The 22,678-nt window shown below is 61.7% G+C and carries 19 protein-coding genes; 13 read left to right on the top strand and 6 right to left on the bottom strand.

Features of this window, described 5'->3' with window-relative positions:
• Positions 1–131 precede the first annotated feature (131 nt).
• Positions 132–1,532: an argininosuccinate lyase gene (gene argH, locus CMG77_RS13125; protein WP_286904779.1), complete on the bottom strand. Its 1,401-nt coding sequence runs from the start codon at positions 1,530–1,532 to the stop codon at positions 132–134.
• Between the two features lie 258 nt (positions 1,533–1,790).
• Between argH and CMG77_RS13120 the strand changes: the two genes are divergently transcribed.
• The 10 genes from CMG77_RS13120 (at position 1,791) to CMG77_RS13075 (ending at position 14,706) form a co-directional block, all read left to right on the top strand.
• Positions 1,791–2,717: a sensor histidine kinase gene (locus CMG77_RS13120; protein WP_502691913.1), complete on the top strand. Its 927-nt coding sequence runs from the start codon at positions 1,791–1,793 to the stop codon at positions 2,715–2,717.
• 3 nt (positions 2,718–2,720) lie between these two features.
• On the top strand, positions 2,721–3,455 hold the full coding sequence (locus CMG77_RS13115) for a LytR/AlgR family response regulator transcription factor (protein ID WP_286904777.1): 735 nt from the start codon (positions 2,721–2,723) through the stop codon (positions 3,453–3,455).
• Positions 3,456–4,797: 1,342 nt separating this feature from the next.
• Positions 4,798–5,733, top strand: coding sequence for a hydroxymethylbilane synthase (gene hemC / locus CMG77_RS13110; protein ID WP_286904776.1), 936 nt, complete (start codon positions 4,798–4,800; stop codon positions 5,731–5,733).
• Complete coding sequence (locus CMG77_RS13105) at positions 5,730–6,584, top strand: uroporphyrinogen-III synthase (protein ID WP_286904775.1); 855 nt, start codon at positions 5,730–5,732, stop codon at positions 6,582–6,584. The genes hemC and CMG77_RS13105 overlap by 4 nt, the downstream gene beginning before the upstream one ends.
• A gap of 400 nt (positions 6,585–6,984) precedes the next feature.
• The gene (locus CMG77_RS13100; RefSeq protein ID WP_502691912.1) at positions 6,985–7,794 is read left to right on the top strand and encodes a uroporphyrinogen-III C-methyltransferase; all 810 of its coding nucleotides are present in this window, start codon (positions 6,985–6,987) and stop codon (positions 7,792–7,794) included.
• Complete coding sequence (locus CMG77_RS13095) at positions 7,791–9,041, top strand: heme biosynthesis HemY N-terminal domain-containing protein (RefSeq protein ID WP_286904772.1); 1,251 nt, start codon at positions 7,791–7,793, stop codon at positions 9,039–9,041. The genes CMG77_RS13100 and CMG77_RS13095 overlap by 4 nt, the downstream gene beginning before the upstream one ends.
• Before the next feature lie 105 nt (positions 9,042–9,146).
• Complete coding sequence (locus tag CMG77_RS13090; protein ID WP_286806726.1) at positions 9,147–11,246, top strand: di-heme-cytochrome C peroxidase; 2,100 nt, start codon at positions 9,147–9,149, stop codon at positions 11,244–11,246.
• A 232-nt stretch (positions 11,247–11,478) separates the two neighbouring features.
• Positions 11,479–12,639 carry a serine hydrolase domain-containing protein gene (locus tag CMG77_RS13085; RefSeq protein ID WP_286806724.1) on the top strand — a complete coding sequence of 387 codons (1,161 nt, stop codon included), beginning with the start codon at positions 11,479–11,481 and terminating at the stop codon, positions 12,637–12,639.
• A complete protein-coding gene (locus CMG77_RS13080; RefSeq protein WP_286806722.1) occupies positions 12,636–13,778 on the top strand; it encodes a GNAT family N-acetyltransferase in 1,143 nt (380 codons plus the stop codon). Before CMG77_RS13085 ends, CMG77_RS13080 begins: the two co-directional genes overlap by 4 nt.
• A gap of 67 nt (positions 13,779–13,845) precedes the next feature.
• Positions 13,846–14,706, top strand: a complete 861-nt coding sequence (locus CMG77_RS13075) for a CPBP family intramembrane glutamic endopeptidase (protein ID WP_123638726.1) — start codon at positions 13,846–13,848, stop codon at positions 14,704–14,706.
• On the opposite strand, the gene CMG77_RS13070 is transcribed toward CMG77_RS13075, so the two are convergent.
• The 5 genes from CMG77_RS13070 to CMG77_RS13050 form a co-directional block, all read right to left on the bottom strand.
• The gene (locus CMG77_RS13070; protein ID WP_286806719.1) at positions 14,688–17,165 is read right to left on the bottom strand and encodes an EAL domain-containing protein; all 2,478 of its coding nucleotides are present in this window, start codon (positions 17,163–17,165) and stop codon (positions 14,688–14,690) included. The two genes, CMG77_RS13075 and CMG77_RS13070, sit on opposite strands and share 19 nt — an antisense overlap.
• Before the next feature lie 53 nt (positions 17,166–17,218).
• Complete coding sequence (locus CMG77_RS13065; RefSeq protein WP_286806717.1) at positions 17,219–18,037, bottom strand: response regulator; 819 nt, start codon at positions 18,035–18,037, stop codon at positions 17,219–17,221.
• Between the two features lie 105 nt (positions 18,038–18,142).
• On the bottom strand, positions 18,143–18,529 hold the full coding sequence (locus CMG77_RS13060) for a TfoX/Sxy family protein (RefSeq protein ID WP_123638729.1): 387 nt from the start codon (positions 18,527–18,529) through the stop codon (positions 18,143–18,145).
• Between the two features lie 149 nt (positions 18,530–18,678).
• A complete protein-coding gene (gene yaaA / locus CMG77_RS13055; protein ID WP_286806715.1) occupies positions 18,679–19,452 on the bottom strand; it encodes a peroxide stress protein YaaA in 774 nt (257 codons plus the stop codon).
• 116 nt (positions 19,453–19,568) lie between these two features.
• On the bottom strand, positions 19,569–20,054 hold the full coding sequence (locus CMG77_RS13050) for a DUF4265 domain-containing protein (RefSeq protein ID WP_123638731.1): 486 nt from the start codon (positions 20,052–20,054) through the stop codon (positions 19,569–19,571).
• An 88-nt stretch (positions 20,055–20,142) separates the two neighbouring features.
• On the opposite strand from CMG77_RS13050, the gene CMG77_RS13045 reads away from it, so the two are divergent.
• The 3 genes from CMG77_RS13045 to CMG77_RS13035 all read left to right on the top strand — a co-directional run.
• Positions 20,143–21,429, top strand: coding sequence for a M48 family metalloprotease (locus CMG77_RS13045; RefSeq protein WP_286806712.1), 1,287 nt, complete (start codon positions 20,143–20,145; stop codon positions 21,427–21,429).
• A gap of 87 nt (positions 21,430–21,516) precedes the next feature.
• On the top strand, positions 21,517–22,101 hold the full coding sequence (locus CMG77_RS13040; protein ID WP_286806711.1) for a TRAP transporter small permease subunit: 585 nt from the start codon (positions 21,517–21,519) through the stop codon (positions 22,099–22,101).
• Positions 22,095–22,678, top strand: a 584-nt coding sequence (locus CMG77_RS13035; RefSeq protein WP_286904769.1) for a TRAP transporter large permease subunit, incomplete at its 3' end; no start/stop codon positions are given. The genes CMG77_RS13040 and CMG77_RS13035, both read left to right, overlap by 7 nt.

Raw genomic sequence — 22,678 nt, 5'->3', positions numbered from 1 at the left:
GTCAACGACTCAGGCAATGCCAGCAGACTCGTGTGCCCAACAGGCAGGTAAAATGATTAAATAAAGGGACTTGACTGAGTTATGAGAGGTCGGGTTAGCGAAGCGTAACCCGACACTGGGCTCAATCAGCTTCACAAGGTGGTTCGCGCTCGCTGGACCGCGGCGCGCACCTGATCCGGGGCAGTGCCGCCGATGTGGTTGCGGGCCGCCACGGAGCCTTCCAGAGTCAGCACGTCAAACACATCCTGCTCNATGGTATCGGANAACTGCTGCAACTCNTCCAGCGTCATTTCCGACAGNTCCTTNCCGGTTTTCAGACCATAGGCCACGGACTTGCCCACCACTTCGTGCGCATCCCGGAANGGAGTGCCCTTGCGCACCAGGTAGTCCGCCAGGTCGGTGGCGGTGGAGAAACCGCGCTTGGCCGCCTCATACATATTGTCTTTACGCGACTCAATGGCCGGAATCATATCGGCGAACGCACGCAGGCAATCNCGGACGGTGTCAACGGCGTCGAACAGCGGTTCTTTGTCTTCCTGGTTGTCCTTGTTGTAGGCCAGNGGCTGGGACTTCATCAGGGTCAGCAGGCTGATCAGATGGCCGTTGACCCGNCCNGTTTTACCGCGCACCAGNTCGGGNACATCGGGGTTNTTCTTCTGNGGCATNATNGANGANCCGGTGCAGAANCGNTCGGGCAGNTCGATNAANCCNAACTGGGCCGAGGTCCANANCACCANCTCNTCNCTNGCGCGGGACAGGTGGGTCATCAGNATGCTGGCGAAACTGCAGAACTCGATGGCNAANTCCCNGTCGCTGACCGAGTCCAGGGAGTTTTCNGTGGGCTTGTCAAANCCCAGCAGCTCGGCNGTCATGGCCCGNTCGATGGGGTAGGTGGTACCGGCCAGCGCGGCGGCGCCCAGNGGCGACTGNTTCAGNCGAGCCCGGNAGTCNCGCAGGCGGCCGTGNTCGCGCTGGAGCATTTCGAACCAGGCCAGCAGGTGATGGCCAAAAGTGACCGGCTGGGCGGTCTGCAGGTGGGTGAANCCGGGCATGATGGTGTCGGCTTCGCGCTCGGCCAGATCCAGCAGGCCGGTCTGCAGACGGCTCAGCTCGCCGCTGATCACATCAATGGCATCGCGCAGGTANAGGCGAATGTCGGTGGCCACCTGATCNTTGCGCGANCGGCCGGTGTGCAGCTTTTTGCCGGCGATGCCAATGCGCTTGGTCAGNGCCGCCTCGATGTTCATATGCACATCTTCNAGGCTCACGGACCACTCAAATTTNCCCGCTTCGATATCGGCGCGTACACCTTCGAGGCCTTCAATNATCAGGTCCCGCTCGGCTTCGGTCAGCACCCCAACCTTGGCGAGCATGGTGGCATGGGCGATGGAGCCCTTGATGTCCTGAGCGTAGAGGCGATAATCAAAACCGACGGAGGCGGTAAAACGCTCCACAAAGGCATCGGTGGGCTCGGAGAAGCGACCGCCCCAGGACTGGTTGGTCGACTCGGTGTTTTGATCACTCTGGCTCATGAAGACACTCGCTGTAATTGGACGTAGATAATAATTGGTTCACAAATCGGGCGCGTAAATCGCCCCAGGACGCGCAAAACGCGTAGGATAGCGGCACGAAAGGCGCACAGTATAACGTAATCGAGGCCTACTTTGACGGATCACCCAACAGCCAGACCCGCCTCCGGCGAGAGCACAAGCTTCCTGCCCAACCTGTGTGCACCCCAGGCGGTGCTGCTGCTGGTGTTGGTGGCGGAGCTGCTGGCGGTGTTGCTGGCCATGATCAACCGGGGCCTGGCCCAGCTCAGCTGGGATGCCATCGCCCTGTATTCCTTTCTGGTGCAGTGGATCGTGCTGGTCAGCGCGGTTCTGCTGTGCCGCCTGCAACCGCGCCTGAACCGCTGCACCCCGGTGCGGGCCGGCGCTCTCAGCTACGGGCTGGTGCTGGCCGTGACGGTCATTTTCTCCCTGCTCGGGCAGTGGCTCTTGCAGGCCTTTCTGGGCGCCGAGCTTCGGCTCGACGGCTGGCAACTGGCGGAGAATCTGCTGGCCGCCGCCATTCTGGCGGGCATCGGCCTGCGCTACCTGTATCTGCAGCAGCAGCTGCGCAACCAACAGCAGGCCGAGTTGAGCGCCCGGATTCAGGCCCTGCAATCGCGCATTCGCCCTCATTTTCTGTTCAACAGCCTCAACAGCATCGCCAGTCTGATTGCCACGGCGCCGGACCGGGCCGAACGGGCGGTGGAGGATCTGGCCGGGCTGTTTCGCGCCAGCCTGGCCGAACCGGCCCTGATTCCCCTGAAGCGGGAGTTGGCGCTATGCCGGGGCTATCTGGCCATGGAGCAACTGCGCCTGGGAGACCGGTTGCGAGTAGATTGGCATCTGGACGAGCTGCCAGAGAGCACGCCCATTCCCGCCCTGTTGCTACAACCGCTATTGGAAAACGCCGTTTTCCACGGCATCGAGCCGNGNCCGGAGGGGGGCGACATCCAGATNCAGATCGCCCGCTCCGGCAACCAGGTGGCGATCCGNATCGATAACCCNCTNCCNGCCGACCGCCACCCGGAGCAGGCCCGNCAGACCAACCGCATGGCNCTGGATAATGTCCGCCACCGNCTGCAGGCGCACTTTGGNCCGGCNGCGNGCTTGTCCGAGCGCCGCGAAGGCGGTAGGTTTANCCTGATCATCACTTACCCGACGGAGTGACCCATGGATGTCCTGATTGTCGACGATGAACCNCTGGCCCGCGAGCGACTGGCTCGCATGGTCGACCAGTTGGACGGCTATTCCGTGGTGGCCCAGGCCGGCGACAGCNCCTCGGCTCTGNCNGCCATTGCCCACCACGACCCGGATNTGGTCCTGCTGGATGTCCGCATGCCGGGNGACGACGGCGTCACCGCCGCCCACCGGATCGGCGAGCTCGAGGACCCACCGGCGGTCATCTTCTGCACCGCCTTCGACGAGTATGCCCTGGATGCCTTCGGAACCCAGGCNGTGGGCTATCTGCTCAAACCCGTGCGCGCCGANCANTTNCTGGAAGTNCTGGAAAAAGCCCGCANGCCCAACAAGCTNCAGAANCGGGCCCANCAGNNCCGTCACCCGGCNGNNANAGANCGCANCCATATCAGCGCNAAAACNCCCCGCGGCGTCGAGCTGATTCCCCTCGATAGCGTGCGCTATTTTATGGCCGACCAGAAGTACGTCACCGTCTATCACGACCGNGGCGAGCACCTGCTGGACGACACCTTGAAGGAGCTGGAAGAGGCCTTCGGCGATCGCTTTCTGCGCACCCACCGCAGCGTGCTGGTNTCGGTCAATCACATCCAGGCCATGGAGCGGGACAATGANGGACANTATCAGGTGCGTCTGGCGGATACCGACCANCGGCCGCCGGTGAGCCGGCGNCATGCCAGNGCGTTGAAGGANCTGCTNCANANAATCTAGGGNTTTCTTATCGCNGCATNTTCCAGNCCATGGCGTTTGAGTTTTTNGTACAAGANGGNTANTGAATTATCAAATTCGTCAAATCCCAGCTCAGCTCGAGTCTGCATTAGGTCTTGGAACAGGGCTTGTGATTGAACGTCGATGGAGTTCAAATCCGCNTCATTCAAAGTCACCTCAAACCGTTCCAATTGCGAGAGTATGAAATCCTCTCTCAAACCCGGCATGGGCAGGTCGCCCACACGACGCCTCAGTACTGCGGTCCAGGCAAGAGCATTAATGAGATGGCGTTTCGTGCTATCGCGCCGATCACTCACGTTCGCTCGCTGCGCCATGGCCACCTCATTTCCCGCCATTCGATCGACCGCCACGACCGAACCACGAACAGCCGCTTCGCGATAGAGAACCGCCGCTTTTTCCAGNTGGCCCTCTTTCCANGCCGCGTGCTCGGCAAGCCGTTGTATGGCAAAAATGTCCCCGGCGTCTGCGAGAGACTTTAGCGTTTCATGATCGTAAAATTCATACCCGAGAGAGTGCGTCTCAAAGCCACGGTCGAACGCCCACTGGCGCGCTTCCGCATCATCCTCGGCTGTAACCCCTGCCGCAGCCAACCAATCGGCACGGGTATCAAATACTGGTTCCGAGGCTTCGTCTGGCGGACTCAGCGGCAACTCATCTGAGCCCGACGATGCCATACGCCCCGCCAGACGATCACCCAGCTTTTGCCAGATGGCCTCTTCNGCTTGAATATCGGGAGAGTTTACCGAACNCGACCTGTCNTCTTCGGGGCTATCAATAGCTGATCCTTCCGGCAATGTGTCTTCGGAAGACAGATCAAGANACAAATAGATCGTGCCCATAATACCCAACGCCAATGACACNCCAATAGCTGCCTTTTGCACAACGACTCCTTCTGTTTTCCCTCTGCCANCGCCCGCGCTGAACGCTCGAAAAGTGAGTAATCACTGGTCCGAAATTACTTGCGTGCCCTCATTACTATAGGCCAACAATCTGGTCGAATCCTCCGGATCTACGCCATAACGGATAGCGGCGTTACTCACCTTGGAAGACAGGCTGCCAGCTAAGCTGGTCTGACTCCAANGCCTGAATGATACTTTCCATGGACCAATCCATCGGCTGGTTTTCNTCAGGTGGCACCATTTTGTNGTAATTCATGTCACACCTCATATCACNCCCACAGCGAATGAACGAACCATGACGATACCGCGGCGCTCCAGGAAAGCAAACAACCTAACTAAGGATAATCGCTGTAATCATGCCCACTTTTTCTCTCACCTGGTCTGGTATCATCCCGCACTGACACGCACTCGCAACGGGATGAATTATGTCCGAGACCCTACGCATCGCCACCCGCAAATCCCTGCTCGCACTCTGGCAGGCCGAATACGTCAAGGCCGAGCTGGANCGCCACCACCCGGGGCTGACCGTGGAGCTGGTGCCCNTGGTCAGCCGGGGNGACAAGATTCTGGATGTGCCCCTGGCCAAAGTGGGCGGCAAAGGGCTGTTNGTNAAAGAGNTGGAGCACGCGATTACCAGTGGCGAGGCGGATATCGCNGTGCACTCCATGAANGATGTGCCCATGGAGTTCCCGGAGGGGCTNGGCCTGCCGGTCATCTGCCCGCGGGANGATCCGNGCGATGCNTTTGTNTCCAACCGNTACGACCAGCTCAGNGATATGCCCGGCGGCACCGTGGTGGGCACCTCCAGCCTGCGCCGGCAGTGCCAGATTCTGGCCGCCCGGCCGGACCTGGAGGTCAAGTTTCTTCGCGGCAACGTGCAGACCCGCCTGCGCAAGCTNGACGACGGCGAGTACGACGCCATTGTCCTGGCCACCGCNGGCCTGGTGCGTCTGGAGCTGNAGGAGCGGATTCGCAGCCGCATCGCCCCGGAGGAGTCCCTGCCCGCGGGCGGGCAGGGCGCNGTGGGCATTGAGTGCCGCACCGAGGATTTGCGCACCATTGAGCTGATCGCCCCCCTGCACCACGAGCCCACCGCAGAGCTGGTATTGGCGGAGCGGGCCATGAACCGGCGCNTGGAAGGCGGCTGCCAGGTGCCCATTGCCTGCTATGCTATACCCAGTGATGAGGGGCTGTGGTTGCGCGGTCTCGTGGGCTCACCGGACGGCACGGAAATGCTCTACGATGAGATTCGTGGCCCGGTCGCCGAGGGTGAGGCGATGGGCATTGCGCTGGCCGAGCGGCTGCTGGCGGCGGGCGCCGACCGGATTCTGGCGGACGTGTACGGACGGGAGCTGAAGTGACCCGGAGCGCCGGAGCGGACACGCTGACCGGCCTGCAGGTGCTGGTCACCCGGCCCGAAGCCCAGGCCGAGGCCTGGGCGGACACACTCNGGGCGCGGGGCGCTCACGCGGTGGTCGCCCCCCTNCTGACGCTGAGCCCGGTCTCGACGCCCGAGGCGAAGCAGGCGATCAAACAGTGCATACTGGATTTCGACCTCTACCAGAAAGCGATTTTCGTCAGCCAGAACGCCGTCGCCTATGCGTTTGAATGGCTGGAGGATTACTGGCCGCAGTTGCCCATCCGGATCGAGTATTACGGGGTCGGCGAACGCACCGNCAGGGCGCTGGAAGCCTATGGCGTACCGGTGACCGCCTGGCAGTCGGACGGCGCCATGAACAGTGAGGCCCTGCTGGCGGCCCCCGAATTGCAATCCGTGGCGGGCGAGCGCATTGTGATCTTCCGCGGCGTGGGCGGCCGGGGCGTGCTGGCCGAGACACTGCGTGAGCGCGGTGCCCGGGTGGATTACTGTGAGNTNTACCAACGCCAGTGCCCGNATGACGCCGCCACACAGCTGAACCAGGCGCTGGTGGAACTGAACGAAACACCCCTGATGGTGGCCTTACACAGTGGTGAGACCCTGGAAAACTTTCATCAGGTCCGCCGGGCACTGCCTTCCGACCAGGCTCGGCGCCTGGCCCGAGGGACACTGCTGGTGCCCGGGGANCGGGTNGCCCAGCAGGCGCGCGCNCTGGGCTATACCCGCGTGCTGACCGCNGAAAACGCCACCGACCCGGGTATGCTGGCCGCCCTTGAACGNGCCGCCATCGACCCGACCCTTTTGCAGACAGACGGAACCCACGACTGTGACTGATAACGACCAGACCAACGACACNACCCAGGAATCCACGCCCCCCGCCGACAAGACACCGGCGGACACCACCAGTGACAGGGCGGACAAGGGCACCCCCAAACGCNCCAGCAAGAAAACACCGGCCAACAAAAGCGGCCGTGCGCNCCGATGGGGCTGGTTGCTGCTGGTGTTGATCTGCGTCGGCCTGCCCCTGGCCGCTGGATACGGCGTCTGGTGGGTCTGGCAGGATCTGGAACAGCAGCGCGAGCAGGTGACAGCGCTGCAGCAGCGCCTGGCCGAGCAATCCCAGGCCCTCCGNCAGCAGGACCGCNCCCTCGACCANTTGCCCGGTCAGCTCAGCAGCGATTTGCGAGCCGATGTGCAAAGCGCCCAGCGAGGCCAGGCCGAGATCATCAGCCAGATGGAGCAGCGNCTGAACCGGGTNGACCGCCGCCTGAGCGCCATCGCCAGCACCGACCGGGAGGACTGGAAGCTGGCCGAGGCCGAGTACCTNCTGCGCCTGGCCAACCAGCGCCTGGTACTGGAGCGGGACAGCCGCAATGCNCTNGCCCTGGCGGAAACCACCGATGCCATTCTGCGCGACCTGGGCGATGCGGACCTGCTGCCGATCCGCCGGGCCCTGGCGCGGGACATCCAGGCCCTGAAGCTCGCCGATCAGGTGGATCGGGAGGGTCTGTACCTGCGGTTATTGGCCCTGAACGAACAGGTNCCNACNCTGCCNCTGGTGGAACCCATGCGCAGCNCACCCGANANCACCGTCCCCGATGANGCGTCGGCTGAAGCCAACACCGGACCNTGGGCNACCATCAAACAGAGTTTCGCCCGCCTGGTCGAGCGTATCAGTGGCCATATCCGGATTCGCCATCANGATCAGCCCATTGCNNCCCTGGCNGACCCNCGCGANCAGTTCATTCTGCGCCAGCAACTGCAGTTGATGTTGGAGCAGGCCCAGGCGGCGCTGTTGCGGGAGCAGACCGAGCTCTATCANTCCAGCCTCACCCGCGCGGCCGACTGGCTCGAACAACACTACGCCCTCAATCCCCAGACCGAATCGGCCCTGTCCAGCCTGCGCGAGCTGGCCGCCGTCGATATCGCTCCCGAGCTGCCGGACCTCAATGACGCCCTGAAGCTGCTCGAGGTACACATCGAGCAACAACACCGGCTGTCCCCGGACTTTCAGCGCGCNCCGGGTGAGGAGTCCGACTCATGAAACGGACGCTGCTGATTCTGATTGTCGCGATGTTGCTCGGCGCNCTGACGCTGAGCGCCATTCAGGCCGACAGCGGCTATGTTCTGATNGCGCTGGGCAACACCAGNGTGGAAATGAGCTTCTGGCTGGCGTTGATGTTGNTGCTCGGAGGGCTGGGATTGATCTGGCTGGTATTGCGGCTGTTNCGGGGCAGCATCAGGGCGGGNCAGGCCGTCACCGAACGGCTGTTNTCNGGCACCAGCGCCCGGGCCCAACGGCGCACCGCCAGCGGCCTGGTCAGCTTCATCGAGGGGAACTGGAAACAGGCCCAGCGCAAACTGCTGNGCGCGGCGCCCAAATCCGGNACGCCGCTGATCAATTATCTGGCNGCGGCCCGCTGCGCCTTTGAGCAGGGCGATAATCACACCGCNCTGGAATTGCTGCACAAGGCCGAGCAGAGCAGCACCAACAGCGAGCTGGCGGTCGCCCTGACCCAGGCGCGTATGCAGCTGATGAGCCGACGCTACGAGCAGTGCCTGGCCACCCTGGAGCGGGTCAAACGCAAAGCCCCCCAACATCCCGTGGTACTCGACCTGTTGCGCCAGGTGTATATCGCCCTGCACGACTGGGAATCGCTCAAGCAGTTGATGCCCAGTCTCCGTGCGTACGGCAACCAGAACGAAGCCGCGCTTGAAGCACTCTCCAGCCAGCTGCACCGGGCCCTACTCGAGCAGGCCGGGCAGCGGGTCCGTGGGCTCGGCCCGGAGCGGGCGCGCGAGGCCCTGGTGGGCACCTGGAAAGACATCCCCAGCGCGGTGCGCAAACAACCCGATGTGGCGCTGTTGTACGCACAGCAATTGGTGGACAACGACCTGCACGTCGAAGCAGAAGCCCAGGTGCGCAAAACCCTGGAAAAACACTGGTCCCCCGAGCTGGTTCGGCTCTATGGCCTGATTCGGGCCAGCGATGCCGGACAACAGCTGATCACCGCCGAAAGCTGGCTGAAGAAGCGCCCCGCCGATGCCCTGCTGATGCTCACCCTCGGCCGCCTGAGCCTGCGCAATCAGCTGTGGGGCAAAGCCCGGGATTACTTTCAGAGCAGCCTGACCCTGCACAAGCACCCGGAAACCTGTGCCGAGCTGGCTCGTCTGTTGGCCCATATGGGAGAACACAAAAAGAGCACCGAGTACTACCAGCAGGGGCTGCTGTTGACCACCGAACGGCTCCCGGACCTGCCGCTGCCCAAAGAACCCGAGCCAACGCACTGACTTGCAGTCGCGACGGGGAAAGGCATAATACCGGGCAACCAGATCGAATAATAATAGGTTTACATCAAGAAGTAGGGAACCTATCACCGCTTAAAGGAGTTTGTCATGCCTCTGCCGGCACTGCTGCGGCTCGCGTTTGTCGTGCTACTCGCGCTTCGTTATCGTCTGAAACTCATCCTCGGCATTGTTGTCGCCGTGGTGATCGGGCTCAGCCTCACCTTCATTTCCGGAAAGATTTATCAACACCTGGATCGGGATCCGGACCGGGGCGCCATCGCGCTGGAAGACGGGGCCTTCGGGGAAAGCTACTCGACGCCCATCTACCTGGACCAGGGCTGGAGCCCGGCCGACACCCTCTGGTACTACAACACCACCCAGGGTTCGGCCCTGCTGCCCTATGACCTGTTCGTGGCCCTCGAGCAGCCCGCCTCGGAGGAGCTGTTCCGCTCGGACCACAACATGGACCGCTACCGCTACCTGCCCCAGAAACCCACCTTCTTCAATCCCGACGGTCTACCGGTGGGGTTTGCCAAGGACAGTTACCAGGGCAAAGACTATTTGGGCTTTACCTGTGCGGCCTGCCACACCGGCCAGGTGAACTATCAGGGCCAGGCCATCCGCATCGACGGCGGCCCCGCCCTGGCGGATATGGACGGCTTCCTGCACGGACTGGAAAAGGCGCTGTCGGCGGCCCGGGATATTCCCGCCAAACGGGAACGGTTTATTGATCGAGTCCTACAGCGGGACAATGACTATCGCTCGCCCGAGGCCGTCGAGGCGGACCTGGCCCAGTGGACCGAACAGATCCGCATGTACAACACCATCAATCACAGCCATATCCGCTACGGTTACGGTCGCCTGGATGCCTTTGGCCGAATCTACAATCGGGTGCTGCGCCACGTGGTCAACCGGGAACAGATGCGGGATCTATTGCTCGCCGCCGAAGGACCCACCGGCGAGCTGCTGCTCACCGAAGCCGAGGTGGACCGGGTTCTGGCAGGTATCGAGCCCACCCTGATCGATGATACGGCCTTCACCCGCATCGTAAGCCGCCTGCAGTCGAGCGACGAAGGGCTTCCCGGATTGTCCCAGCGCAACCTGTTGCGCTTGCGAAACCAGCTGCTTAACGAGCCGAATGCGCCGGTCAGTTATCCGTTCCTGTGGGACATCACCCACTCCGATTACCTGCAGTGGAACGGACTGGCCAATAACGCCGACCTGGGGCCCCTGGGGCGCAACGTCGGGGAAGTGATCGGGGTCTTTGCCAAACTGGACTGGGAAGTGAAAGAGCCCGGCTTCAGTCTGTCCGGACACCTAACCGGTCAGAGCAACAAACGGGAGCGCATCGCCTTCACTTCCAGCATTGATCTGGTCAACCTCCAGCGCCTGGAGGCTCACCTCGGTCGCCTTACCTCGCCGCAATGGCCGGAGGACATACTGGGCGAAATCAACCGGGAGCAAGCCGCCCTGGGCAAGCGCCTCTATGCCCAGCACTGTCAGAGCTGCCACCAGGTCATCGACCGCTCCGCCTGGGACCGTCTGGTGGTGGCCGAAATGACAGATATCGAGATACTGAAGACTGACCCAAAGGCGGCGGAAAACAGCGTAAATTATCAGGGAAAGTCGGGAAACTTCGAGAATACCTACCAGAACACAACCGTAGGCCCTCTGGTCCTGGAGGCGACCGCGCCCGCCGTGCAGATCCTCACCTCGGTAACCAAAGGCGCGGTTTCCACCCCCGATGCCGACAAAGGCCCACTCCGGCGCACCCTGGACTGGTTTTATGTGCTGGGGCTGTCCTGGTTTGATAATGACGTCAAATACAGCGTCAAGGCGGGGGACTATCGGCCGGATACCACGGCTCGCCCCTACCAGTCGCTGCTGGCCTACAAGGGCCGATCCCTGAACGGCATCTGGGCCACGGCGCCCTATCTGCACAATGGCTCAGTGCCCACGCTGTACGACCTGCTACTGCCGGCACGGGAGGAGGGTGACCCGGAAGAGGGGGCCTATCGCCCTGAGGTCTTTCAGGTGGGCAGCCGGGAGTTCGATCCGGTCAAAGTGGGCTTTCGCACCGAAGGCTACGAGGGTTTCACCCAGACCACGCACCGGCTTGGAGACCGAAACACGGGTCACGAATACGGCACCGATACCTTGACCGAGGCCGAGCGCTGGGCGCTGGTGGAGTATCTCAAGACCCTTTGATGCGCGGTGAGACAAATCTCACCAAACTGCCCGGAACCATTGGCGCGAAAAACACACCAAATGACGGCCTGCTCTAAAAACTAACGCCGGTAGGCGAGGTGTTTTTTGGTGTATTTCGCGCCAACTGCGTTTATCCTGTGGCCGTTTTGAGTATCGATTGTTGATTCCACCTGTGATCATGGCTGTATTGTGTTCCCTTAAGGCGACTCTCCGAGCGCCCCTTGTCCGTGCGTTGCCCGTTCTTTTGCTGTCCTCTCTGGCAGGGGCCGATAATGACCTGGCGCATCGCCCGGTCGATTTTGTTCAGGCCACCGAACAGTACGTAGTGGAAGAGGTGATGCCCCATATTCCGGGCGCGGCACTGGCCATCATTGCCAACGGGCAGATCGAACTGCTACGTGGCTACGGTGTGCGCAAGGTCGGCGGGAACGAGCCAATTAACCGGGACACACTGTTTCGCCTCGCCTCGGTATCCAAAACCATCGCCGGTACCGCTGCCGGGGTCGCCGTGAACGACCGGGCCCTGCAATGGCAGACGCCGGTCAGTCAGTTTCTCCCGCTGGATGTCAAAAACCCGGACTACCGGGATAAAATCACCCTGCAAAGCCTTCTGTCCCACACCACCGGACTGATGCCCCAGGCCTACACCAACCTGATCGAAGCCAATGTGCCCTACCAGAAGGTGATCGGGCGGCTGGACGAGGTGGCCTTCATCTGCCCACCATCCACCTGCTACAGCTACCAGAACGTGGCCTTCAGCCTGGTAGGGGACCTTCTGATGGCGGCGACCGGCGAGCGCTACGAAGACTTCACCCGCAGACGCCTGTTTCAACCACTGGGCATGAAAACCGCTTCCTTCGGTTGGCGGGCGTTTACCAGCAACTCCAACCGGGCCACGCCCCATATCAAACGGCGCGGCCGCTGGGCACCCGTAGAACCCGACCGGAACTACTACAATGTGGCGCCGGCGGCCGGCGCCAATGCCAGTATTGCCGATATGGCTCTGTGGGTCCGCGCCCAGCTGGGACAGCGCCCCGACGTGCTGCCCCACGAAGTGCTCGACCAGTTGCACAGCCCCCGGGTTGCCACCAGTTACCGTCAGGCGCATTATCGGGCCCACCCCGAGCTGCGCAACATTCACTACGGCCTGGGTTGGCGAGTATTCGATTTTGGCGAGCACCGCCAGTTCGTCCACCATGGGGGTTGGGTGCAGGGCACCCGTACCGAGGTGCTGTTCAACCGGGAGCTGCAGCTCGGGCTGGTGTTTCTGTCCAACTCGGAGAACCGTTATGCCCGGGAGGTCGTATACCGCTTTCTCGAGCTGTTCACCGACTACTACCGCCAGGTGGAAGCCCCGATTCTGCTGCAACAGGCCCGACAGGCACCGCCATGACCCCAGAGTTCATCGATCGCATTGACGCCGTCAGTCCCGAGGACTGGGACCGCCTCTGCCCATCGGATTACCCCTTTACCCGGCACGCCTTCCTGGCGGCACTGGAAGACAGCGGCAGCGTCGGAGCGGACACCGGGTGGCAACCTCAGCACCTGCTGTTACGCGACGACCAGGGCGACCTCAGGGCGGCGATGCCGGTGTACCGCAAGGATCACTCCTACGGCGAATACGTGTTCGACTGGGGTTGGGCCCAGGCCTACGCCGAGCACGGGCTGGACTATTACCCGAAACTGATCAGCGCCATTCCATTTACCCCCTGCACGGGCCCGCGGCTGCTGGCGGCGGGGCAGGAGGCCCAGTATTGGCCCGCGGCCATCGCCGCCCTGCAGCAGCAAACCCGGACCCTGGGCGCCTCGGGTTGGCACTGCCTGTTTCCCGACGAGACGCAGGCCGAGGCGCTGCGGCCAGCCGGGTTGGCGGAGCGCACCGGCTGCCAGTTCCACTGGATAAACCGCCAGTATCGGGATTTTGAAGATTTTCTCGGCCAGCTCAGCTCCCGCAAACGCAAGAACCTGCGCAAGGAACGTCGCCAGGTCGCCGACCAGGGCTTTCACTTTCAATGGAAAGTCGGAGCGGACATTCAGGACGAAGACTGGACGCTGTTTTATGGCTTGTACCAACTGACTTACCTCAAGCGCAGTGGCCACGGCGGCTATCTGACCCCGGCGTTTTTCCGCCAACTGGGTGAGCGGATGCCCGAGCAGACCCTGATGGTGCAGGCTCGGCTGGGGGAGGAAACAATTGCCGCCGCCCTGTTCCTGTTCGACCGCAACACCCTGTATGGCCGCTACTGGGGCTGTCGGGCGGAATTTGAATTTCTGCACTTTGAAACCTGCTACTATCAGGGGCTGGATTTTGTCCTGGAACGAGGACTGGCGCGCTTTGACGGTGGCGCCCAGGGCGAGCACAAGCTGGCCCGGGGCTTCGAGCCCCGGCTGACCACCTCGTTTCATCAGCTGGTGGAGCCGGCCTTTCAGGAGGCGGTGCAACACTTTGTGGCGCGCGAGCGTGAGGAGGTATTGGGCTATCTCGACGCGGCCCGGGCACACCTCCCGTACCGGCAGACGGGCCGGCAATGAGGTTCGCAACCGGCGCCTAAATCAGGTTAAATAGCGCCTCTTTGCCACGGATTCGTCGAGCCACCCCATGCCTCAACCGTCTCTCACAAGGTCCCGACCGTTTCTGCATCCCGGCCGTATTCTCGACTGCCTGGACGAAATCGATCAGAGCCCTGACGCCTACCAACTGAGCCGCCCCCGGGCCCTGCGCCGAGTGTTCGTTACCCTCGCCAGCGTCAGTGTCTGCCTGCTGATTCTGCACTACGCGAAGAACTCCTACCTGCTGTACGAGCTGCTCGGTTGGCTGGCGCAGTTGCAGTCCCTGCCAGGCGACCACTACACCAACGATCTGCTTCAGTCCCAGTGGCGACATCTGCTGGGCTATGCCTGGTGGACCGGATGGCACCTGATCTGTTTTCTGTTGATTCCGGCGTTGGTGATCCGATACCTGTGGCGCGAGCGGGTGAGCGATTTTGGCTGGCGCTGGGGCGAAACCCATCGGCATTGGCGGGGTTACCTGCTACTGCTGAGCCCGATTCTGGTGTTTGTGGTTCTGGTGAGTCAGGGGGAAGATTTCGTCAATCACTACCCCTTCTACCCCCACGCGGGGCGCAGTTGGCTGGATTTTCTGGCCTGGGAAGCGCTCTATATGACCCAGTTCGTGGTGCTGGAATTCTTTTTCCGGGGTTACATGCTGCGGGCGGTGCAGCCCGCACTCGGGGCCAATGCGATCTGGATCATGTGCGTACCCTACCTGATGATCCACTTCCCCAAGCTCTGGCTGGAAGCCACCGGGGCCATCCTGTTTGGCCTGTTTCTGGGTATACTGGCGCTGCGCTCGCGCTCAATCTGGGGCGGTGTGCTGGTCCATGCCGGGGTCGCACTGAGTATGGATATCGCCGCCCTGATTCAGAAAGACCAACTGCCCACTCAGTGGTGGCCCTTCTGATGCGCGCCGATCGCTGCCTGAGGTGATTCAAAGCAACGACCGGCCTGATCGGCGGACAGCGGGCGCGCAAAGTAATAGCCTTGCCCCAGCTCGCAACCAAGCCCCGCCAGGCAGTGCGCGACGTCTTCGCTTTCGATTCCCTCGGCGATCACCCCCAGCTCCAGTGCATGGGCCATGGAAATGATGGCCCGCACCAGGTGCAGGCCGGTGCTTTCCTTGATCTTGGCGGTAAAGCTCTGGTCGATCTTGAGCACCTCCAGCGGAAATCGCTGCAGATAACTCAGCGACGAGTAGCCGGTGCCAAAATCATCCACCATGATGCCGCAGCCCATGGCGAGAAGCTGACGCATCCGGTCCACGATCTGCGGGTTGTCATCCACCAGAATACCCTCGGTCAGCTCCAGCTTCAGCTGACCGGGCTGGACGCTGTGCTCACTCATGGCCGAGCGTACCGTCTCGATCAGGTTCGCCTGGAAAAACTGCACACTGGACAGGTTCACGCTGATATAGAAATCCTGCTCCGCCCCCTCGTTCCGTTGCCATTGCCCGATCTGCCGACAGGCCTCACGCAGGACCCAATCGCCGAGAGGATTGATCAGGCCAGTCTCCTCGGCCAGGGCGATAAACTCGCCGGGAAAGACGCGGGAACCATCGGGTTTGCGCCAGCGGATCAGGGCTTCGAACCCGGTCAACTCACCGTCCGGCAAGCGGACGATCGGTTGATACAACAGTTCAAACGCCTCGTCTTTCAGCGCCTGACGCAGGTCCCGCTCCAGAGCCAGACGCCCCTGGGCGCTCTGGTGCATGACCGCATCAAACACACAGCTGCGGGTCTGGCCCTGCTGTTTGGCCCGCTCTTTGGCGAGGGTCGCATCCCGGTAGAGTGCTTCGGCGTCGCGATAGCGGGGATGAAACAGAGCAATACCCACACTCAGAGAGAGAAAGAACTCCTGCTCCCCCAGCCGAAACGGCTGCTCAAAGGCCTGGTGCAACCGCTCCGCATCCCGCTCAATCAACTGAACCTGGGGAGCGCCCTCAAACAAAACTGCAAACTCGTCTCCGCCGACCCGGGAAACCAATCCCGACCGGGGCAGAGCCGACTTGATTCGCCGGGCGATGACCTTGAGCAACTGGTCGCCCTTGCTCATACCAAAGTTGTCATTGATCAGTTTGAACCGATTGACGTCCACAAACATCACGGCGAAAGGCGGCGTCATCGAGTCCGAGCGAGGCCGTTGGGCCCACTCATTGACCAAGGCGCTCAGCCGGTTCATAAAAAACTTGCGGTTGGGTAGGTCCGTCAAGGGGTCATTGAATGCCAGGTAGCGAAGCTCCTGCTCCATCTGTTTGCGCTCGGTAATGTCAAAGGCGCTACCCAGATATCCCCTGGCACCACTCTGCAGGCGCCCCAGCGTCACATACAGCCACCGGTGATGACCCTGCTTGGTGGTAACAAAGGTTTCCCGGTACAGATGCTCATCCTGAGCACGGGCGGTGAATTCCAGATCGGGATCAAAACCAAGCAGATCGGACACCGGCATCTGGTACAGCTCGCCCTCGCTGTAGCCGGTGATGACACTCATTGCCGGATTGATGTAGTCGAACGACTGCTCGCAGGTAAAAATGCCGCTCTCGCTGGTTTGCGCCAGCAGCTCGAAACGCTTTTCGCTGCTGCTCAGGGACGCGCTGATCAGACTGAACCGACGATCGAGCAGAACCGCGAGGAAGAGCAGCGCGATGATGATGGTCACCGCCACCGACACCAGAATGCTCAACACCTGATAGTCCATGGCCAGACCAATGACTTCGCCCTGCGAACTGGGCACAAACTCCGTGGCGGCCATGGCCACATAGTGCATGGCGGACACCGCCAGGCCAAGAATGGTCGCGCCAATCAAATAGGCCCAGATTCGGCGCACATGCCGCAGCAACCAGATATTACTGCCCAGCCCCAGCCAGGCGACCCCGACTGCGACCACCAGAGAGAGCACAAACAGGCTCGGTCGGTAATGCATGCTGACCGCCGCCATCAGGGCCTCCATGCCCACATAGTGCATGGCACCCACACCCAATCCGAGCGACAGGGCCGCGATCCAGAGGCGGTGTTTTCTGGGCAGGGGCAGGCGGGCACAGAGCAGGGTGCCAGCGGCGCCGAGCACAATCGGCACCATCGACAGGAAGGTGATACCGGGCGAGTAGGTCACCGCCACCGGCAGACGGTGCGCCAGCATCGCGGTGAAATGCATCGCCCAGACGCCGCAACCCATGGCCAGGGCACCGGCCAACACCCAGCCCCAGCCCGAGCGGAGCGAAGCGGCGGAACGGCAGCGCTCCAGAACCGGCAACAAGGTCGAGGCGGCCAGAATCGCCAGAAGTACCGCCAGAAGCACCAGACCCGGATTATGCTCGGCCATCAGGGGCACACTGTCTTCCGGAAGAGGATCAAACCGCCATATCATACTGCTACTCATCATTATCGTTATTGCCGGAAGGGATAACCTCCATTCCGATGTTATAACCGCTCCAGGTAGCGTTTCAGAGCGGATTGCTTTTCTTCGTCCTGGTCGACGAACCGCACCGTCACCCGAACCACCTGGGTATCGGGATTGGCCTCGGCCGCCTGAAGGCTGTGTATATAGCCATTGAGTTGCGACGGTGCCTCGCCCTCATCGGATTCGATATCCACCACCACGGCGTCAAACAGGCGGGGCAGGGCATCGGTACGCTGAATCAATCCGGTCAAGGCATCGGGAGACAGCTCCCGCAGCACACAGCGCAACCCCTCACCTCGGTTGCCGAGCCGCAACTGGGCCCGACCCTTGAGTTTCTTGGTTGAAGAGGAGGATGGCCGGGATTCCGGTTTCGGGGAGCGCGCTGCACCGCCGGTCAGCACATTGACCGAGTGCGCCGCGACCCCCTGGGCCGCGCTGTGAGCACCGGCTTTCGGGACTTTGCCCACGCGCGCCAACTGCTTGGTCACCTTGCGCAGAAGCTCTTCCGGGGTAAAGGGTTTGACCAGATAATCCGAAGCACCGGCCTCGACGGCCGCCACCACATGGTTTCGATCGCCCCGGCTGGCGACCATGACGAAGGGCACATCGCCCCCTTCGGCCTGCTGGCGGACCGTGCGCAACAACTCTTCGCCGCTCATGTTGGGCATTTCCCAGTCCGACAGAATCAGATCCATCGTCTGGTTTTTCATCGCCGCCAGCGCCCGATTGCCATCCACCGCTTCGAACACCTCCACCCCGGGAATGCGTTCACGGAGCTGTTTTTTCACCATATCGCGGATGAAGCTGGCGTCATCGACCACCAGAATGCGAATTGCCATTCAGTCACTCTCACGTTGTTTTTTGGCATACCGACAGGACGGGTATCGGCCGAACATGCCCAATAATGAGTAAGGGTAGCCGATTATGACGCCAATGGGGAATGCTCAGCCGGCAGAAAAGCGGCGTACGGGCGATTGCGTGGGGGCGGTTACGTAAGCCGGCTCCGGCAGTGGCGCCTGGCTGGCCTCTACCGCGGCCCGCATCCAGAACAACAGTTCGGAGGAGTCTTCAAGGACCACGTCGGGCAGTTGGTAGAAATGACTGACGGAAGAACCGGCGCCGCGCGGCTGAAGGGCGGGCATCGCCCGGTCAAGGTAGGGCTGGCGCGAGGCGTCGTCGACCCGGAAGTAGAGCCGATCGTCCGCCATGATCGCGAACAGGTGCTGCTGATGATAGAGCCCGATACCCGCAAAAATGCGCCGGTAAGACACCGGTGCCACTTGGGACAAGTGGTGCAGAGCGCGACTGAGTGCGGGCTGGCTGACAGACAAGGGTCACTTCCTTTGGTTAACAGGTGGCTTCAAGCCGCAGGTAAAACCGCTGGACGGCGCGAGTGTCCCGACTCTGGATTCAATTTTACGCGCCCTGCGAAAGGATGTAAGGGCGCGTTAAGATCATTTTGTTGTTTCGAACATTGTTTTTATGCGCTATCGCGAGTAAATACCCACTCGAGACCCTTGGACAGAGTTTCGTTGTAAGCATAGCCGTCAACATCAAACGCCTTCAGCGCCTCGACATCCTGGATGCGGTTCTGAATCGCGTAGGCCGCCATCATTCCGCGGGCCTTCTTGGCGTAAAAACTGATGATCTTGTACTGACCGCTTTTCCAGTCCTTGAAGACCGGCGTGATCAGCGGCGCCGAGAGCCGCTTCGGCTGGACCGATTTGAAATACTCATTGGAGGCGAGATTCACCACCACCGGGTTCTTCAGGGTAGCGAGTTGCTCGTTGATGGCCTGGGTCAAGCGCTCGCCCCAGAATTGGTAAAGGTTGTCACCGCGCGGATTCGCCAGCTTGGTGCCCATCTCCAGGCGATAGGGCTGAATCAGATCGAGCGGGCGGAGCAGCCCGTAGAGTCCGGACAGGATGCGCAGATGTTTCTGGGCAAAGGTGAAATCGCCGGCCTTGAATTGCTCGGCATTCAGGCCGGTGTACACGTCCCCCTTGAACGCCAGGGCCGCCTGTTTGGCGTTGCTCGAGGTGAAGGGTGTGTGCCACTGTTGGTAGCGGTCGTAGTTGAGCTGACCGAGCTTGTCGCTGAGGCTCATCAGGCTGGAGATGTCCTGGGGCGCCAGATCTCTGAGGACGCCAATCAACTCCCGGGACTGGTCCAGAAAATCCGGTTGGGTCGCTTTGTCGGTGACCGGCGCGGTTTCGAAATCCAGGGTCTTGGCGGGGGATAGCAACATCAACATAACGCAAACGCTCACTGTCGGTAAGGCGGTTTAGTAAGGGCAGGCATGTGCTGCCGTTTTGCGGCTCCAGCGGACTACTTTGGCTTCACTGCTTTAGCTTCATTACTCTGGCTTCATTACTCTGGCTTCAACACATCCTGCCACCAGTTCAGCGGCGTCGAGCCATCGGTCGGGTCGTACACATTGCCGTACATCCAGGTACTGTCCGGGTCTTTGCCCAATACCTCGTTCATGAGCTTTTCGATGGTTTCAAACCCGCAGCTGACGTGGATGGAGATCACCAGCATACGATCATTGTGCAGATCCAGCTCACCCCCGAGCTTTTCCAGCGCCGGCACCAGCGCATCGGCAATGGGCGCCATATCGCCCTTGGTGAACACCCGCAGACTGAGATTGCCGCTGCGCCGCACCAGCTCGATTTCCTGGGTCTGGGGTAGCAGCCGCACGGTGTCGCCGCTGGCAATGCCCTGGGCAAAAGCGGGGGAGCGCACCAGCTGCAGGTCGCCGGATTCCAGTTCATTGACCGGCAACTGTTCCACAATCGGCTGGCCGTCCGGCCGGGTACCGGCAAATAATTCGATGGTGCGCAACGCTTTCTTCATTCGGGTCCCCCTGCTATAAAGGGCAACATTATACACACTGAGCCCATTGAACCCGATGGGCCCATGCCGTCACTGGAGGACCTCTCTCATGAAACGCTGTCTGTCTCTGCTGGCCGTCACTGGCCTGATACTGGGCGCCACGGCCTGTTCCGTCAATCCGGTCACCGGGGAGCGTCAACTGACCCTGATGTCCGCCGATCAGGAGCTGGCGATCGGCGCCGAAAACTATCAGCCGAGCCAGCAATCCCAGGGGGGCCGTTACGTCGTCGACCCCGAATTGGGGCTCTACGTCAGCCAGGTCATGGACAAGCTCGCGGGGGTCAGCGATCGTCCCGGCCTGCCCTATGAAATCGTGGTGCTGAATAACGGGGTCCCCAACGCCTGGGCTCTGCCCGGCGGCAAGATGGCGATTAACCGGGGGCTGTTGGTGGAACTTGAGGACGAGGCTCAACTGGCGTCGGTGCTCGGCCACGAAATTGTCCATGCCGCCGCACGCCACAGCGCCTCGCAGCAAACGCGCAATGTGCTGTTGCAGGCCGGAATGCTAGCCGCCGGAGTGGCCGCTTCGCAGTCCGATTCCGAGTATGCCGGGCTGGCCATGGGTGCAGTTGGAGTGGGCGCCATGGCCTGGCAGGCCAAGTACAGCCGCAGCCACGAGCTGGAATCGGACCGCTATGGCATCCAGTACATGGTGGAAGCCGGCTACGACCCCCAGGCCGCCGTAGAGCTACAACAGACGTTCGTTCGACTGTCGGAAGGTCGGCAGAGCAACTGGCTGGACGGGCTGTTCGCCAGCCACCCCCCGTCTCAGGAGCGGGTGAACGCCAATAAGGCGCTGGCCGAGCAGTACGGTGGGGGCGTGCGCAACAAGGCGGCCTTCGATCGGGCCATGGCGCAGTTGCGGCGCGATCAGCCCGCCTACGAGCAATATCAGCAGGCCCAGAAAGCCGCATCTGAAAAACAGTATGACCGCGCTCTGGCCTTAGTGGAGCAGGCCATTGACCACCAGCCCAAAGAAAACCTGTTCTGGGAGCTGAAAGGGCAGTTGTTAATGCAGAAAAAGCAGCCCGGCGAGGCCATTGCCGCCTTTGACCGCTCCATCGCGGCCAACCCGGAGTTCTTCCGCCCGCTGGTCTACCGGGGTCTGCTGCATAAACAGCAGAACAACACCCGCCAGGCGCGGGCGGATCTGGAGCAGAGTCGCCAGCTGCTGCCGACCCAGCTTGGCAGTTACCACCTGGGTGAGCTGGCCCAACAGCGAGGCGATCGCGAAGCGGCCGTGAGTTACTACCGTGAAGTGGCCTCCGGCGGCGGCGAGCTGGGTGAAGCCGCGCAGAGCAAGCTCTCGCAGTTGGGCGTGCAGGCCGGGTCCTGACCGTCCGGAACACCGGGAGTCGGGCTCACCCCGGCTCCCTAATTCGGTATACTGCGCGCTTCGAAGCACCCAGACTCCATAATCATAATGCCCGAAGACACCCAGACTCCTAAGCCACTGGCCGCCGTTCGTGCGCTGATCCGCGCGCTTGACGCCTGCACCGAAGGGCTCGGGCGCACCGTCGCCTGGCTCGCCCCGGTCATGGTCGTCATTACCTGCACCGTCGTATTGCTGCGCTACGGCCTGGGACAAGGCTCGGTGGCACTACAGGAGTCTGTCACCTATATGCACGCCGCGCTGTTCATGCTCGGGGCGGGCTATGCGCTCAAGCACCACAAGCAGGTACGGGTCGATATTCTCTATCGTCGCTTCAGCCCCGAGGGGCGCGCCTGGGTGGATGCCCTGGGCAGCCTGGTGTTTCTGATCCCCCTGGCGATTTTTATTGGCTGGATCAGCCAGGACTTCGTGCGCAGCGCCTGGCGCATCCGGGAAGTCTCGGCCGACTCCGGCGGCCTGCCCTGGGTTTATCTGCTAAAGAGCCTGATTCCTCTACTGGCGGTGACGCTAGTGCTGCAAGCGGTCGCAGAAGTCCTGCGCAATCTCTTGCGACTGATGGGCTATCCGGCCCCCGACAGCGCGCCAACCGATGCGGCCGGGGAGGAGGAATGCTGATCGAGCTGATTCCACTGCTGATGTTCGCCGCGGTCTGCGCGGTATTGATGCTCGGCTATCCGGTGGCCTTTACCCTGGCCGGTGTGGCCCTGGTGTTTGCCGGGTTCGGCATCGTGACCGGCGTCTTTGAGCCCAACCTGTTGCGCACTTTTCCCAGCCGCATCTACGGCATCATGGCCAATTACACCCTGGTGGCTGTGCCCCTGTTCGTCTTTATGGGCACCCTGCTGGAAAAATCCCGGCTAGCGGAAGAGCTTCTGGAAAATATGAGCCGCGCCTGCCGAAGCCTGCCCGGCGGACTGGGCCTGTCGGTCATCATTGTGGGTGCGCTCCTCGCCGCCAGTACCGGTATCGTGGGCGCCACCGTGGTGACCATGGGCCTGATTTCGCTGCCCACCATGTTGCGCCAGGGCTATCACCCGTCGCTCGCCGCAGGCACCATCTGCGCCACGGGCACCCTCGGGCAGATCATCCCGCCCTCCATCGCCCTGGTATTGCTCGGTGACGTCCTGTCCAATGCCTACCAGCGGGCCCAACTCTCTCAGGGGGTATTCAGCCCGGAGACGCTTTCGGTGGG

The organism is Marinimicrobium sp., assembly GCF_002695945.1.
Classification (GTDB): Bacteria; Pseudomonadota; Gammaproteobacteria; order Pseudomonadales; family Cellvibrionaceae; genus Marinimicrobium; species Marinimicrobium koreense.
This window is presented reverse-complemented; position numbering and strand designations above follow the sequence as displayed.